The organism is Limimaricola variabilis (assembly GCF_034371605.1).
Taxonomy (GTDB): domain Bacteria; phylum Pseudomonadota; class Alphaproteobacteria; order Rhodobacterales; family Rhodobacteraceae; genus Limimaricola; species Limimaricola variabilis.
In genome coordinates, this window is record NZ_CP139691.1 from 452,897 (window position 1) to 467,430 (window position 14,534).

Annotated in this window: 13 protein-coding genes and 1 pseudogene; all 14 read right to left on the reverse strand. The window is 68.7% G+C overall.

From position 1 onward, the window contains the following. Nucleotides 1-27 precede the first annotated feature (27 nt). Nucleotides 28-1,788, reverse strand: coding sequence for a GMC family oxidoreductase (locus tag T8T21_RS02250; protein ID WP_322336631.1), 1,761 nt, complete (start codon nt 1,786-1,788; stop codon nt 28-30). A gap of 22 nt (nt 1,789-1,810) precedes the next feature. Further along, complete coding sequence (locus tag T8T21_RS02255; protein WP_322336632.1) at nt 1,811-2,518, reverse strand: gluconate 2-dehydrogenase subunit 3 family protein; 708 nt, start codon at nt 2,516-2,518, stop codon at nt 1,811-1,813. 391 nt (nt 2,519-2,909) lie between these two features. Further along, complete coding sequence (locus T8T21_RS02260; protein WP_322336633.1) at nt 2,910-4,196, reverse strand: recombinase family protein; 1,287 nt, start codon at nt 4,194-4,196, stop codon at nt 2,910-2,912. Between the two features lie 50 nt (nt 4,197-4,246). After that, on the reverse strand, nt 4,247-4,552 hold the full coding sequence (locus T8T21_RS02265) for a recombinase family protein (protein WP_322336634.1): 306 nt from the start codon (nt 4,550-4,552) through the stop codon (nt 4,247-4,249). Between the two features lie 17 nt (nt 4,553-4,569). Continuing rightward, nucleotides 4,570-5,511, reverse strand: coding sequence for a hypothetical protein (locus T8T21_RS02270; RefSeq protein ID WP_322336635.1), 942 nt, complete (start codon nt 5,509-5,511; stop codon nt 4,570-4,572). A 13-nt stretch (nt 5,512-5,524) separates the two neighbouring features. After that, nucleotides 5,525-5,671, reverse strand: a complete 147-nt coding sequence (locus tag T8T21_RS02275) for a hypothetical protein (RefSeq protein ID WP_322336636.1) — start codon at nt 5,669-5,671, stop codon at nt 5,525-5,527. A 104-nt stretch (nt 5,672-5,775) separates the two neighbouring features. Then, a pseudogene (locus T8T21_RS02280) lies at nt 5,776-6,869 on the reverse strand (IS3 family transposase). Between the two features lie 347 nt (nt 6,870-7,216). Further along, a complete protein-coding gene (locus tag T8T21_RS02285) occupies nt 7,217-9,781 on the reverse strand; it encodes an insulinase family protein (RefSeq protein ID WP_322336637.1) in 2,565 nt (854 codons plus the stop codon). Continuing rightward, complete coding sequence (locus T8T21_RS02290; protein WP_322336638.1) at nt 9,778-10,695, reverse strand: alpha/beta fold hydrolase; 918 nt, start codon at nt 10,693-10,695, stop codon at nt 9,778-9,780. Before T8T21_RS02290 ends, T8T21_RS02285 begins: the two co-directional genes overlap by 4 nt. Next, a complete protein-coding gene (gene pqqE / locus T8T21_RS02295) occupies nt 10,692-11,834 on the reverse strand; it encodes a pyrroloquinoline quinone biosynthesis protein PqqE (protein WP_322336639.1) in 1,143 nt (380 codons plus the stop codon). The genes T8T21_RS02290 and pqqE overlap by 4 nt, the downstream gene beginning before the upstream one ends. After that, on the reverse strand, nt 11,831-12,112 hold the full coding sequence (gene pqqD / locus T8T21_RS02300) for a pyrroloquinoline quinone biosynthesis peptide chaperone PqqD (RefSeq protein WP_322336640.1): 282 nt from the start codon (nt 12,110-12,112) through the stop codon (nt 11,831-11,833). Before pqqD ends, pqqE begins: the two co-directional genes overlap by 4 nt. After that, nucleotides 12,109-12,897, reverse strand: a complete 789-nt coding sequence (pqqC, locus tag T8T21_RS02305) for a pyrroloquinoline-quinone synthase PqqC (protein ID WP_322336641.1) — start codon at nt 12,895-12,897, stop codon at nt 12,109-12,111. Before pqqC ends, pqqD begins: the two co-directional genes overlap by 4 nt. Further along, nucleotides 12,894-13,817, reverse strand: a complete 924-nt coding sequence (pqqB, locus tag T8T21_RS02310; RefSeq protein WP_322336642.1) for a pyrroloquinoline quinone biosynthesis protein PqqB — start codon at nt 13,815-13,817, stop codon at nt 12,894-12,896. Before pqqB ends, pqqC begins: the two co-directional genes overlap by 4 nt. A 42-nt stretch (nt 13,818-13,859) precedes the next feature. Further along, the gene (gene pqqA, locus T8T21_RS02315; RefSeq protein ID WP_099278443.1) at nt 13,860-13,940 is read right to left on the reverse strand and encodes a pyrroloquinoline quinone precursor peptide PqqA; all 81 of its coding nucleotides are present in this window, start codon (nt 13,938-13,940) and stop codon (nt 13,860-13,862) included. Between the last annotated feature and the right edge of the window lie 594 nt (nt 13,941-14,534).

Here is a 14,534-nt window from a genome sequence, read left to right on the forward strand (position 1 = left end):
TGATGGCGGATATCAGTGCAAAACCCCTCATGCCTGCACCAGCGGGCCCGGCTGGCTCAGATACTTGCTGATGATCGCATCCACCGACCAGTAGGCCAGTGCGCCGACCGTGTCGGTCGGGTTGTAGCCAGCATTCTGCGGGAACAGCCCGGCCCCAGCGACGAAGAGGTTCGGCAGGTCCCAGCTTTGGCAATAGCGGTTGCACACGCTGGTTTGCGGGTCCGTCCCCATGATCGTGCCGCCGGTGTTGTGAGTGGTCTGGTAGGGGACCGAATCGTAGGAGCCCTTGCGCTCGCCAACCACGACCTCGCGTCCGCCCATGCCCCGCGCAATCTCCTCGGCGACAGGGGTGAGATGAGCGCTCAACCGGCGGTCGTTGAGTGTGAAGTCGAATGTCATGCGCAACAGCGGACGGCCATGCCTGTCGGTATAAGTCGGGTCGAGATCAAGGTAGTTGCTGCGATGCGCCATAGAAGCGCCATGGACCCCCACCGAGGCGGTCTTGAGAAAGTTGGCCTGCACTGCCTGCTTCCATTCGCTGCCCCAGCCAGGCACACCGTCCGGGACGGGGTGGCTCTCGATCGGGCGAGCATTGGTGGTGTAGCAGGCGATATAGCCGCCGCCAATGAAGCCGAGACCGGAATGGTCGAAGTTGTCGCCGTTGTAGTCGTCGACCGCCATGCCCAAGGCCCCAGCGCCGACGAAGCCGTTGGTGTATTCCTTGTCGAAGAATACTGTGGCGCCGGACATCACCTGATAGCAGTAGTTCTTGCCGACCACGCCTTCCCCACTGCGCGGGTCGTAAGGCTCGCCGATCTGCGAAAGGAGCATCAGCCGGGTGTTCTCCAGCGGATAGGCGCAGAGCACGACGATATCGGCGGGCTGGAAGAAGCTCTCACCGCTGGTATCGACATAGGTGACGCCCGTTGTCCGCGACCCGTCCGCCGATTTCTCGATCGACAGCACCTCGCTGTCGGTGCGCAGCGCAAAGTTCGGCCGTTTCATCAGCGCCGGGATGATCGTCGTTTGCGGCGAGGACTTCGAGTAGTTGCCGCAGCCGTGCTTTTCACAAAAACCACAATAGGTGCAGGGCGCCAGTTGCAGGCCCAGTGGATTGACATAGGCGCGCGACATGTTGGCCGAGGGCACCGGGAAGGGATTGAGCCCGACATTGCGCGCAGCCGCCTCGAAGCGGTCCTGCGAGAAGGTCATCTCCATCGGCGGGTTGGGATATTCGTCGCTGCGCGGACCCTCGAAGGGGTTGCCGCCCGCGACGATATTGCCATTCAGGTTGCCCGCCTTGCCGCAGATGCCGCAGATCTTCTCAAAATAGTCGAAATGCGGCTCGAGCTCCTCATAGGTGACACCGTAGTCTTGGATCGTCATCCCCTCGGGCAGGGGGCCGTAGCGCTCCTCGTTATGGCTCTTGGCCACGAAATCCGAGGGCAGGAAGCGATAGGTCTGGCCGTTCCAGTGCACCCCTGATCCACCGACGCCATTGCCCGGCAGGAACGACCCCCAACTGCGCATTGGCAGCGCCGTCTGAGCAGAGTTGTTTCGGAAGGTGACCGTTGATTGCGCCGCCTCTTGGAACATCCCGTGCCGCCAGTAGTAGCGCAGCTCGTCCTGCGCGAAGGTGGTGGCGAAATCCTTGGTCGTGTCGCGCCATGGCCCCCGCTCCAAGGCCAGAACGTCAAGCCCGGCGTCTGTCAGCTTCTCGGCATAGATCGCGCCGGTCCAGCCGAAGCCGACCAGGACCACGTCGACACCTGAGAGCTGCTTTGCCATTCGTTACCTCTTGGTTGACGTTTCAGGGACTGCTCCAGCCTGGGCGGCCCATAAGGCTGACTGGCTCCAACTGGATGCGTGCGCCATTGTGGCCGACGAAGTCGCGGTAATCGTAGCGGGTGCCAGGAAAGCCTATGTAACGCCAAGCGACCATGTCGCGGTTGCCGCCATAAATCGGGTCGGCGAAGAAGCCTTCGATCGTATTTTTCAGGATCAGGTCGAAGAAGGTCTTGGCCGATACCTTTTCAAAGGTGATCTCTTCTTCGTCCAGGCCCTTCAGCACCGCGTCCTGCCGGTCCTCGGAAAGCTCGGCGAAACCGGCCTCGTAGGCGTCACGGCAGTATGTGTCCAACGCGACGAGCGCATGGCGATAGAGCTGCGCGGGCGGGTGCTCGCTCTGGTAGCCCTGCGTTGCGGTGCCTTCGAGGAAGGGTCCCTGCATGTACCAATGCTGGCCGCGGCCGTAAAAGCTCGCCATCTGCCGATCGATAAAGGTCACCACATCGGCGTCAGACGCGCCCGGCCCATCGTCGCTTGGTATCAGCCGTGCGCATATCGCTGCCACCGCCCCGCGCTCTGCCGGGGTAAAGAACGAGGCTTCGACCGTTCCATAATAGGGCGGCTGGCCTCTGAACGGCGACCACGGCATGCCCTCACCGCGCCCGTATTCGGCCGCGTACAACGCAGAGGGCGCCGCGATGGCGGTGCCGCCGAACAGCAGAGCCTTCAAGACCTTGCGTCGTGTCGAAGAAAACAAACTATCTCTCCTGTTGCTGCCAGCTACGGTTGCACGAGATCGTGAGAGAAACTGGATTGGTTCTCTCGGCCGTCAAGGGAATAGCTGGCGCCGGTCGAAGCCAGAATGCGCATGCCATTTCATAAGCGGATCGAATATCCCTATTGTCGAAAGGCGCAGAAAGGGAGTTCAGATGTGAGTGCTCTTTGAATTTGGCAATGGTGCTCAGGTCCGCTTACGTGGGATTGCTACGATATTTGTAGCAGCGATCTCAGACGGTTTGCCCCTTCGATGTCGGCTCCACATCGGCTTGTGTGACAAGCGGCCAGATGATGCTGGCTTTTCAACCTGAGGAACAGCCAAGAATGCACAGATCTCGGTGGCTTCAGGCTCCCGCAACCAACAAACTCGTACCGAACGCACAACCGCCGTGGCCCGCAAGGGCGCGGCGGTTCCGCGTTGTGGCATCCTCCGAAACGAAGGCCAGAACCGAAGCCAGGGCGCCGACCAGCGTCACGCGGCAGGGCCCGCGTGTCGTCTGGGGTGGGCCGACCTCGATCCGGTCGATCAGGCCGCGAATGGCTTCCATCGCCTCCGGACGCGTCTCTTGGTTCTCCAGAAGCTCTGCCAGCTTCGCCACCTGGCGCCGGTACATCTCGGGCAGGTTGGGGTGAATCTTGATGGCCGGGGAGGGGAGGTCGGCCTCAAGTCCGGCGAGCTCCGCCTCGAGACGTGTCTTGTCGGCCTCCAGATCCTGCAGCTTGCTCCGCACGCTGGCGGGCGGCGTGTCACTCGACAGGATGTAGTCGAGGCAGCGGGCGATGCCGCGCTCCGTCTCGGCCAAGTCCCGGCGCAGCTTCGTCGCGTCCGACTGGCGACTGCCGCGCAATCGCGCGAGCTCTTGCCGGAACGCCTCCGCGAAGGCGTCGAGCAACGCCTCGTTGCCGACCAGCAGCCGCTGCAAACCGCCGAGCACCCGAGCTTTCAGATCGGCTACCGCGATGCCATGACGGGCGTCGCAGGTAACCTTCTCCCGCCGCGTGGCGCAGTAGTAGCGGTCGCGACGCGCGATGGTCATGCTGCCGCCACAGCAGGCGCAGACCGCGAGGCCCGACAGGAGCCGTTTCCTGGTCTGGCGGGTATTGCCGGCCCAGCCGGCATAACGGCTCTTCAGCTCCTGAACCCGGGCCCAGGTCTCGTCGTCGATGATCCGGAGCTCCGGGATCTCGGTGGTGATCCACTCCGTTTCCGGGTTGGGGCGGGAGATCCGCTTGCCGGTTTCGGGATCCTTCACGAAGTGCTGCCGGTTCCAGATCAGCCGGCCGAGATAGAGCTCGTTGTTGAGGATGCCGTTGCGGCGCTGGCGGCTGCCGTTGACGGTCGAGGCGTTCCAGGCGCCGCCCCTCGGACCCGGAATGCCCTCGGCGTTGAGGCCGGCCACGATCGTCCGCGGTGGGTGGCCCGCGGCGTATTCGTCGAAGATGCGCCGCACGATCTCCGCCTCCAAAGGCTCGATCTCGCGTTCTCCGGTGACGGCCGTGCCGTCAGCCAGAAAGCGGTGCACCACCCGGTAGCCGTAGCTGTTACCACCACCCGAAAAGCCGGCCTCGACCCGCCCGCGGAGACCGCGCCGGGTCTTCTGTGCCAGATCCTTCAGGAACAGTGCGTTCATCGTGCCCTTCAGCCCGATGTGCAGCTCGCTGATCTCGCCCTCGGCCAGCGTCAGCAGCCGGGCCTTCGCATGAGTGACCCGCTTGAAGATGGCCGCAATATCCTCCTGGTCGCGGCTGACCCGGTCCAGTGCTTCGGCGACACCAGATCGAAGCCTTTGGCGCGCAGATCCGCCAGCAAGGCCTGCATTCCGGGCCGGGTCTTCAGCGCGCCGCCGCTCAGCGCATAGTCGGTGTAGATCTCGACCGCCTGCGCACCCTCGCGCTCCATCACCTCTCGGCACAGGCGGATCTGGTCCTCGATCGAGCTGGCCGACTGCAAATCCGAGGAGTAGCGGGCGTAAATGGCGGCGCGCATGATGCGATCCTCCCTGTTCATGGGGTCTGCTGTAGGTCTGCCGCCGCGCGGTTGAGGCGGCCGCGCTCGACTGCTGCTGCTCTCGCGCTCCGGCGTCGGTCCTGCAGGTGTCTTTGCCAGAGGCTGACCGCGGTCGTGTCGCGGGCCTGATCGTAATGCATCTCGGCAATGCGCCGGTCGGCATGATGCAGCAGGGCGGGGGCAAGCCAGACCAGCTCGGGGTCGATCTCGCCGAGGCTGGTCACCGCGCAGTCCCGGAACCGGTGCGGCGGGATGCCAATGCCGAACGCGGCCCTGGTCCGGGCCATCACGCACGCGTAGACTCCGGTCTCGGCCAGCGGCGCGCCGCGCCCGGAGATCCACAGATGGTCGTCCTCGCCTTGGCCAATGAGCAAAGGCCGGTACTGCGCAAGGTAGCGCTCGATGGCGGGCGTGAGGGCCTCGGGAAGAGCTTGTTCGAAGCACCGGTGGTTCTTGGTTTCGCTCTCTTCGAGCAGGAGGACATAGCTGTTGTCCCGTTTCACGATGTGCCGCCCCAGCCGCAGCCCCGCCAGGTTGCTCCGCCGCAGCGGCCGGCAGGTGAGCATCAGGATCATCAGCCCGTCGCGATAGAGCGCCGCCCGCCAGAGCGGCCGGGCCACGGCGCCGTGCTCGGCGCGCAGGGTCAGCGGGGCGACAGTCGGCTGCAGCTCGACGATGAAGCCCCGGAGCCGATTAGGGGTAAGCCGCTCTACCGGCGCGCTGCCTTCGCCCAACCATCTGTTGCGGTCAAGGAAGGTGAGCCAGCGGCCATAGGCGTCCTGCACCGATTTCCGCGTCGCCGGCCGCCAGCGCCCCGCCAGCCTGCACTCGTCGAGAAGCCCGCCGGGAGTGACAGTAGCCTCCCAGGCGCGCCGATCCGCCTCGGGCCGGTCGGGCAGCTTGCGACAGCGTCGGGCCGGATCGCGCTTGGGGTCCATTCGTTTCGCGCCCTCAGACATGGCCGATCCCCTTCAGCACCGCGCCGCGGATTCCCAGCAACAGCGCATCGCAGCGGGACATCGCGATCTGGTCGTGTACCCCGGCATAGCTGCGTTGCGTCGTGTCGGCGCCGCGATGACCAAGCACTCGCCGGACCACGTCGAGGCCCTCGGGGTTTTCGGTGAGGTAGAGCGTCGCTGCGAAATGGCGCAGCAGATGCGGGTAGACGTAGATGGGCTGCTGCCGGTCCCGTAAACAGCAATTTAAGGTAGCATTGCGCGGGCCTCGAACTCCATCGGGCTGATATAGCCCAGCTTCGAGTGGCGGCGCTTCGAGTTGTAGAAGCGCTCGATGTAATCGAAGACGTCGCTGTGCGCGGCGTCCCGGGTGCGATAGACCTTGTGGGCGATGCGCTCGGTCTTCAGCGAGGAGAGTGAGCCGCGAACGCCATCGGTTCGAGAGAGCGGCGAACGCTCTCCATCGCAGAATTGTCCCAGACATTGCCGGCCCGGCTCATCGAGCAGGTGATGCCGTGATCGGCCAGAAGCCTCTGGAACTGGTCGCTCGTATACTGGCTGCCCTAATCCGAATGATGCAGCAGAGCGTCTGCCTTGCCGCGCCGCCAGACGGCCATCATCAGCGCGTCCATGACGAGCGCGGCATCGCGCTCCGCCTTCATCGACCAGCCGACAATGCGACGCGAGAACAGGTCGAGGACGGCGGCGACGTAGAGCCAGCCCTCGGCTGTCCAGACATAGGTGAAGTCGGCCAGCCACTTCTGGTTCGGTCCGTCCGCGCGGAAGTCTCGGCCGAGAAGGTTCTCGGCGATAACGGAGCGCGCCCCTTGGTCCTTCGGCAAGCCACGTCGACGGGGCCGTGCCCGCAGTCCTTCCTCAAGCACGTCCCGCCAGACGCGCCGGGCGCGCGTCACGTCCGATCGCTGGCTTGAAAGCCCAGGCGCATGACCTCGCTCAGCTTCTCGTCATAGATGGACCGGGCACTGACGGGCCGGTTCAGCCAGGCATGAAAGCCTGAGCGGGAGACCCGCAAAGCGGCGCAGATCCAGCTCACGGGCCAGACATGCCGGTGCTTGGCGACGAAAGCGAACTTCATGTCGCATCCCGCGCGAAGAACGCGGTCGCCTTTTTAAGATGTCACGCTTCGCCTTGAGACGGGCGACCTCCTTGCGCAAGGCCACGATCTCGGCCTGCTCCGGGCTGACCCGCCCGTGGCCGGGGAATGCTCCAAGCGGAGTGTCTCCCACCTCGCGCATCCATCGGCGCAGCACGCTTCCGGACAGCTCAAGATCCCGGCATGCCTGGATAACGGCGACACCGCGCTCCGTCACCAGCTTCACAGCCTCGAGCTTGAACTAGCGGCTGAACGTTCGTCTCTTCATATGAGGTCTCCAATCCCATGGTCACGATCTTATCGTCGTGTCCACGGGACCGGCAGCAGCCCACTCCTCCCAGGCCCAGCGGTCCAGTTTCTCGGAAGCAGGTCAGCGAGCCGGCGCAACCCGACCCCGCGCTACGCCCATCGACGGTTGACGGCGGCGCAGCTCAAGGGCGAGTTGGAGCGTGAGGATTTGGGCCGTCATGGGTGGGAGAGCTGGGTCTATGCTTGCGAGATCTTTGGCTTCCGGAAGGAGAAGCGGCCCAGAATCTTCCGATGCGCTGTCGTCATTGCCGCTGATATAGCGGCTCAACCCGGCGCGATCACCACCAGATGCGGCTGATGGGCCGCGGCGCGCATCGCCGCCGCGAGTTCCGGCAGGGCGCGTGCGCCTGCCGCGATCAGCTCGACCCGGCGGCGGGGGGCGGCGAAGTCGCCTGCCAGATGCGCCATGGCGCGGCTTATGATTTCCTCGCGCCAGGGCAAGGGTCGGTCGAGCATGGCCAGCGCGGGGACGATGCCGCGCTCGATCCCCTCGGCGCGGTCGAGCCAGTCAGGGGCCTCGGCAAAGACCGCGAGCGTGGCCTCGATGCCCGGGTCGCGGATCGAGATCAGCCGCAGATGGCCAGTCACCGGGTCGAGCCGGGCCTGCGCGCCATAGGCGCCGATCCGGTCGCGGACATTCGGCCAGAGCCAGCCAGTAGCGAGGCGCTGCGCCGCCGCCGCCACGCTGCCCGGCTGCGGGCCGAGATCGAGGCCGCGCGCCACCGTCGCCGCGGCGACCGGCAGCGCGAGGCGGACGGGTCCTAAGCAGGGGGGCGCCGGCCGTGCCGGGCTTGGCGGGGCGCCTTCGGCGACCGTTCGGGCCAGCGCGTCGTGCAGTGCGTCCAGCGTCGCAGCGGGACCGGAGAGCGCGCAGAAGGGGCGCGTGCCGAGCAGCTGGTCGCGCAGCGCGGCAAGGCGGGTGGCGTCGGCGCTGACGGGGGCTGTAAGCGCGGCCTCGGTCGCGCCCGCGGCCCCCATCTGGGCGCGCAGCATTAGGTCGGCGGCCTCGTGGCCCTGCCCGGTGAGGTGCGCAAGATGGCGGGCAGCGCGGGCCGCCGCCAGCGGCGCCGGGTCGGGCAGGGGGCTAGTGCGAAGCGCGAGCAGCGCGGCGACCAACTCGGGCGCATCGGCCACGGGCGCGGTGCCGCGCAGCCAGAACTGGGCGACCGGGCCGCCATTCGGGCGCGGCGCGGCGCGGGTCTCGGCGGTAATGCCAAGGGGCGCGGCGTGGCGCAGCGCCTCGGCCAGCAGACCGGCGAGGGGGAGGTCGGAGGCGGTCAGCTGCGCGAGGTCGAAGCCGAGATCGAGTTGTACCAACCCGCCTTCGCGCGGCATCGACAGCGCCTCGGCCGGGCCAATGCGGATCAGGTGGGCGGGCCTTTCGGGGGCGTCGCGCGGCCAGTCGGCGCAGGTGGGGGCGCCGAGTGCAGCGCGCGCGCCGGGCCGCTCGGGGCGGTCCATGGTTGCGGCGCGGCGGCGGGCGCGGCGGCGGGCCGCCGGATCGGCGGCCATTGCCTGGGCGCGGGCGGCGAGGGCCGGGGAGGGGTCGGTCGCCTCATAGGTCAGGGTGACGCGGTGCGGGTTGTCGCGGAGCGCGGTGGCGAGCAGCGCCGCGAGCCGGGCGGGGTCGGCGCAGCCGACTTGGCGCAGCGCCGCGATCGGGTCGCCGCCGTCCCGCCAGCCGCGCAGCGCTGCCAGCCCGCGCAGCAGCGGAGCGGGGCGGTGGGTATCCTCGGCCAGCCCGTGCCGCAGCACGAAGCGGGTGCGCGCGGCGTGGAGATCGCCCAAGTCGAGGCCGCGTGACAGCCGCGCGATCGCCGCGAGCAGGCAGGCCTCGAAGGCTGCGACCCGGTCGGGGGCGATGTCGGGCAGGGCGATGCGCAGCACCGGCTGGTCGGCCTCGAAGTCGATCGGCTCAAGTAGCGGCTCCGCCGCGAAGCCCGCATCGGCCAGCGCCCGTCGTAGCGGCGAAGTGGAGGTGCCAAGCAGCGTCTCGGCCAGGAGCGCGGCCTCTGCGCCGGTCGCGCCGCGCAGCCACCAAGCGATGGCGGCGGGGGCGGGGCCGCCCGCCGCGATCCGGCGGCGCGGCTCGGTCCAGCGGCTGGGTGTTGCGGGCGCTGGCGGTACCCGGCCGGGGGCCGCGTCGAAAGCGCGGGCCAGCATCGGCAGCCGCGCCTCAGGGTCCGGCCCGGCGATTACGGCCAGTGTGGCGGCGGCGCGGTAGTGGCGGGCGTGGTAGCGGCGCATCGCGGCGAGGCCAAGGTCTGGCAGTCGGGCCGGGTCGCCGCCGGGGTCGAAACCTTGCGCGGCGCCGGGAAATAGGGCCGAGCGGATCGCGTCGCCCAAGGCGCGCGGCGTGGCGCGGTGGCCCAGCATCTCGTTCAGCACCACGCCGGTGAGGCGCGGCGGGTCGAGCGCGAGGCGCCAGCCCTCGCGGGCGAAGGCGTCAGCGCGCAGGAGCGGGTCGAACGCCGCGTCGAGCCATATATCGGCCAGCCGGTCGAACTCACGGTCGTGGGCACAGGCGATCTCGTAGACGGTCAGGCCGGGCAGGGTGGCGGCGTTGAGATGGCCGTGCAGCGCGCCGTCGAGCAGCGCCGCGAAGCCCCGGCGCAGCGGAAAGCGGCGCGAGCCCTGCAGCACGCAATGCTCCAGAACATGGGCGATGCCGCTGTCGTCGGGCAACGGCGTTCGGATGCCGAGCGAGAGGGCGTGCAGATCGCCGCCGCGCAGGGTCAGCACCGCGCCGCCGCTCGGGTGGTGGTGCAGCCGGGCCAGCGCGCCGATCTCGGGCAGATGCGCCTCGGCGGCGACGGCGAAACCGCTCACCGCGCCGCCAACGCGGCGATCGCCGCGCGCAGGGCGGCGAAGGTGCCGCCATCGGCCATGTCGTGCCCGGCATCCTCGATGACCTCGACCGGCGCGCCCCATCGCGCGGCGAGCGCGTGGCTGGTCGCGGGCGGGCAAAGCAGGTCGTGGCGGCCCTGGACGATGTGGCCGGGGACCGGGCGCAGCGCCTGCGCCCGGTCGAGGAGCGGCGCGTCGAGGAAGCAGTTGGCGCGGAAGTAATGCGCCTCCATGAACGGGGTGGCGGGCAGCGGGCCGGGGGCGGAGAGCGCGTCGCGGTCGAGCCGGGCCGCGGCGGGGGTGATCCGCGACAGGATGCGCTCGGTCCCGGCCCAGGCGCGGGCGGCGGGGCGGTGAATCTCCGGGGCGGGGTCGAGAATGCGGGTCCAGTAGGATTCGAGCGGATCGGCACGCTCGGGCGCGTCGAGCAGCGACAGGAAGTCGTCGAAGAGCGCCGGGTGAAAGCGCGGCAGCGTGTCGAGAAAGGCGGTCTCCAGCTCGGCGCGGGTGCCGAGAAACACTGCCCGCAGCACGATCCCCGAGACCCGTTCGGGATGGGCCAGCGCGTAGGCCAGCGCCAGCGTCGCGCCCCAGGACCCGCCGACCACCAGCCAGCGGTCGATGGCGAAGCGGGCGCGCAACGCCTCGATGTCGCGGATCAGATGCGCGGTGGTGTTGGCGTCGCGCGCGCCATGCGGGCGCGAGCGCCCGGCGCCGCGCTGGTCGAACAGCACCAGCCGCGTGGCCTCGGGAAACAGCGCCCGGTGGGTGGGCTGGCAGCCGCTGCCCGGCCCGCCATGCAGGAACAGCGCGGCCGGAGCATGGTCGGGGCCAGTCAGCTCGGCATAGATCTCGTGGCCGTCGCCGACATCGACATGACCGGCGAAGCCGCTCATCTGTCGCGCTCGGGTGTGCCGCCGGAGAAGTCGCGATAGGTGTAGCGGTCGGAGCCTTCGGAGAAGGCCAGCGCCGCCTCGAACACCTCGGCATGGCGGGGCGAGAATGCGCAGGCCGGATCGGTCGCGCCTGCGTCGCCCAACAGCGCCGCCGCCTGGCAACGGCAGCCGCCCCAGTCGTCATGCTTGTGCGCGCAGGAGCGGCAGGGCTCGGGCATCCAGTCGGTGCCGCGATAGCGGTTCATCGCCTCGGAATGGTCCCAGATCCAGGCCAGCGGGTGGTCGCGCACCGAGTCGAAGCGCAAGCCTTTGATGCTCTCGGCGGCGTGGCACGGCAGCACCTTGCCCGAGGGCGAGATGTTGAACACCTGCCGCCCCCAGCCGCCCATGCAGGGCTTGGGCCGGGCGGCATAGTAGTCGGGCTCGACATAGTCGATGACGAGGCGGCCATGCAGCCTTTCGCGGGCCCCGTCGACCACGCGCGAGGCGTTGTCGATCTGGTCCGGCGTCGGCATCAGCGCGGCGCGGTTCTTCAGCGCCCAGCCGTAATACTGGACGTTGGCGACCTCGAGCCGGGCGGCGCCGAGATCGAGCGCCATCTCGATCATTTCCGGCAACTCGTGCAGGTTCTGGCGGTGCATGACGGCGTTGAGCGTCAGCGGCAGGTCGCGGGCGCGGACCCATGCGGCGGCGGCGCGCTTGCGCTCGAGCGCGCCGCGCAGGCCGCCGATCCGGGTGGCGAGCGCGTCCTCGACCGACTGGACGGAGATCTGCACGTGGTCGAGACCGGCCTGCGCCAGTGCATCGAGCCGGGCCTCGGTCAGGGTGACGGCCGAGGTGATCAGGTTGGTGTAGAGGTCGAGCGCGGCGGCGCGGGCGACGAGGGTTTCGAGATCGCGGCGGGCCAGCGGCTCACCGCCCGAGAAATGCATCTGCAGCACGCCGAGATCGGCGATCTCGCCCAGCACCCGCAGCCATTCCTCGGTCGACAGCTCGGCGCTGGCGCGTTCCAGCTCGACCGGGTTTGAGCAATAGGGGCATTGCAGCGGGCAGCGATGGGTGATCTCGGCCAGCACGGCGATCGGGATGCCATGGCTGCGGGCCGGGTCGGGGCGCAGGCGGGCGGAGAGCTCGGTCATGCCGCCTCGCGGTCGCAAAGGAAGCCCTTGGCCTCTAGGTCGCCTAGCATCGCGGTGACGTCCGTGAGGATCTGGGCCTCAGGGGCGTCGTAGCGGGCGGCGAGGATGGCGGCGATGGCCGAGAGCGTCGCCTCGCCGTCGCAGAGCTTCAGCACCTCGACTGCGATCTCGTCGGGGATCAGGATCCGCTCGGGTGCGAGCAGGAGCCAGGTGTCGCGGGCGCGGTCGAAGCGCAGTTTGACGAAGCGGGGCAGGGCGGGGCGGCTGTCGGGGGTCACAAGGCGTCCTCCGGGACGAAGGCGCCGGGCGGCGGGTGGCCGGTGACATAGGCGTGGTAGAGCGCGTCGAGCTGGACCCAGAGCACCTCGGTCTTGAAGAGCAGCGCCTCGCAGACCAGCGCGCGGCTCTCGTGCGTGCGGGCGTGGGTCCTGACGTGATCGAGCGCGAAGCCCGCGTCGCGCGGCGCCTGGCCGAGCCGGGTCCTGAAATAGGTCATGATCTCGGGGGTGATGAAGTCGTAATTCTCCAGCATCCCGGAAATGCGCCGCTCGTGGATGTTCGGCGCAAACAGCTCGGTCAGCGACGAGGCGATCGCCTCGAGCGGCGAGCGGGTGGCGACGAAATTGACATAAGCGTCGACCGCGAAGCGGGTGGCGGGCAGCACGCCGCGGGCCGAGGTAACGTAGCCGGGGTCGAGACCGAGGCCGGTGGTCAGCAGCAGCCAACGGTCGATGCCGCCGGCGTCGCTGTCGTGGCCGTCATGGTCCTCGATCCGGTGGCGCCATTCACGGCGCAGCGCCCGGTCGCGGAAGCGCGAGATCACCAGCGCGTCCTTGATCGGGATCGAGGACTGGTAATACCAGCGGTTCAGCGCCCAGGCCTGCACCTGGCCAAGGTTGAGTTTTCCGTCATGCAGCAGGTGATGGAACGGGTGGCGGTCGTGGTAGCGGGCGGCGCCTATGGCCCGCAGCCGGCGCTCCAGCGCTTCGGCGTCGTCGAGCGGCTCGTTCGTGAAATGGAACGTCGTGTCGAAATCGGGGGCGGGGGGCTGATGGGCGTTCATGGCGCGATCTCCTCTCCGGCGTGGGGCAGGCGCCAGCCTGCAGCCTCGATCGCGGCGCGCTCGGGCGTGCCGGGGCGCAGGATCGGGTTGGAGTTGTTGACGTGGACGAACAGCTTCTGCGCGATGTCGAGATCGGCCAGACGGGCCATCGCGCCCTCGGGGCCCGAGACCGAGACATGGCCCATGCGGCGGCCGGTCTTGGCGGCCAGCCCCTGGTCGATCAGCTCGTCGTCATGCCACAGCGTGCCGTCGAACATCACCATCGCCGCGCCGCGCAGCCGGTCGCGCAGGCCGTCGGTGACCCGGCCGCAGGCGGCGATGACGAAGGCCTCGGGCCCGCCGGTGGCGGCGCGCAGCCGCAGGCCGAGCGTGTCGCCGGGGCGCTCCTCGCTCGGCTCGGCCCGGCCCTCGAGATGCCAGGCGGGTTTGCCCGGTACCTCAAAGGCCTCGACGATCAGCCCCGAAGGGGTGCCGTCGGGCAGGGCGGGCTCGAAGGGGGCGTCGAGGGCGATGGCGTGGCGCGGCACGCGGGTGCGGTCGAGCACGTCGAAGAGCGGGTTCTCGGCCAGCACGTCGAGGACGCGGGGATGGGCATGGATCGAAAAGGGCGAGCCCTCGCGCAGCGACAGCAGGCCGGTGACAGCGTCGATCTCGCCATTGGTGAGGATGACGCCGGCGATCGGCGTGTCGCGCAGCCGACCCACGCGCGGGTGCAGGGTGGGCGTAGCGTTGATCTGGGCGCGGATGTCGGGCGAGGCGTTGATCAGGAACCAGTGCTCGCCATCGACCGAGGTGGCGATCCCGGCCTGTCCCTCCTGGGTGTCGGGCGCGGCGCGGGCGGCGCGGCAGCCGTCGCAGTTGCAGTTCCATTGCGGGTAGCCGCCACCCGCCGCGCAGCCTAGGGCGATGAATCTCAGCATGCGAGCCCCTCCCCAAGGCGTCGCGGCGGGCGCGGCCGCCGGTCACTTGCGCTTGGCGCAGGCGTACATGTTGATTTCCATGCCGGCTTCGACTTCGACGATCTTCGGGGCTTTCCAGGCCATGCAGCACTCCCTTCAAAGGCTCCGCCGGTGCGCCCGGCGGCGGCGCGGGGCCGGGGGCCGGTCCCTTGGGTCAGGCTAGCAGCGCAGCGGGGCGGGGCGGTATCGGCAAAAGGTCGTAGGCGCCGGGCCGCTTAGCCGGCGGGGCGGGGCGCGCCGGTCGAGCTGCGCATCTGCAGCGTCGGCCTTGGCCGATGCCCGAGATGTCCGGCGGTTGGGGGCAGCGCCTCGATGTGGCGTCGGGCCTTGCGCCAAGCGTGACCATCGCATGCTCCATGGCGCGGCCGGTCGCGCCAAACGGGCCTGCTCGGACACTCGAGGGTGCTGGTCTGCCACGGTGTGCGGAAAGGGCCGGGAGCCATGCCCTTGTGCCGATCGCGATGTGCGGGCGCAACTATAGGATGACTGTGGTTTCGCAGGAGATCAGGTAGGCTGCATGCCGCAAAACGCCGGATCGACTGACATTGACTGCAAATGAGTGCCGTGGCCGAACGTCGGGTGCGCGGCCCGCTTCGGACTTCAAGCGCGCGACGGTGATCATGTCGCGAGGTTGGCTAGCCGAGGACGAGATCCCGAAAAGATGCGCCCGGCCGGGGG

Coding starts and splice junctions, on each gene's coding strand:
- T8T21_RS02250 (WP_322336631.1), bottom strand. CDS start 1,788: ATGGCAAAGCAGCTCTCAGGTGTCGACGTGGTCCTGGTCGGCTTCGGC.
- T8T21_RS02260 (WP_322336633.1), bottom strand. CDS start 4,196: ATGAACGCACTGTTCCTGAAGGATCTGGCACAGAAGACCCGGCGCGGT.
- T8T21_RS02265 (WP_322336634.1), bottom strand. CDS start 4,552: ATGCGCGCCGCCATTTACGCCCGCTACTCCTCGGATTTGCAGTCGGCC.
- T8T21_RS02270 (WP_322336635.1), bottom strand. CDS start 5,511: ATGGACCCCAAGCGCGATCCGGCCCGACGCTGTCGCAAGCTGCCCGAC.
- T8T21_RS02290 (WP_322336638.1), bottom strand. CDS start 10,695: ATGAGCGGCTTCGCCGGTCATGTCGATGTCGGCGACGGCCACGAGATC.
- pqqE (WP_322336639.1), bottom strand. CDS start 11,834: ATGACCGAGCTCTCCGCCCGCCTGCGCCCCGACCCGGCCCGCAGCCAT.
- pqqC (WP_322336641.1), bottom strand. CDS start 12,897: ATGAACGCCCATCAGCCCCCCGCCCCCGATTTCGACACGACGTTCCAT.
- pqqB (WP_322336642.1), bottom strand. CDS start 13,817: ATGCTGAGATTCATCGCCCTAGGCTGCGCGGCGGGTGGCGGCTACCCG.
- pqqA (WP_099278443.1), bottom strand. CDS start 13,940: ATGGCCTGGAAAGCCCCGAAGATCGTCGAAGTCGAAGCCGGCATGGAA.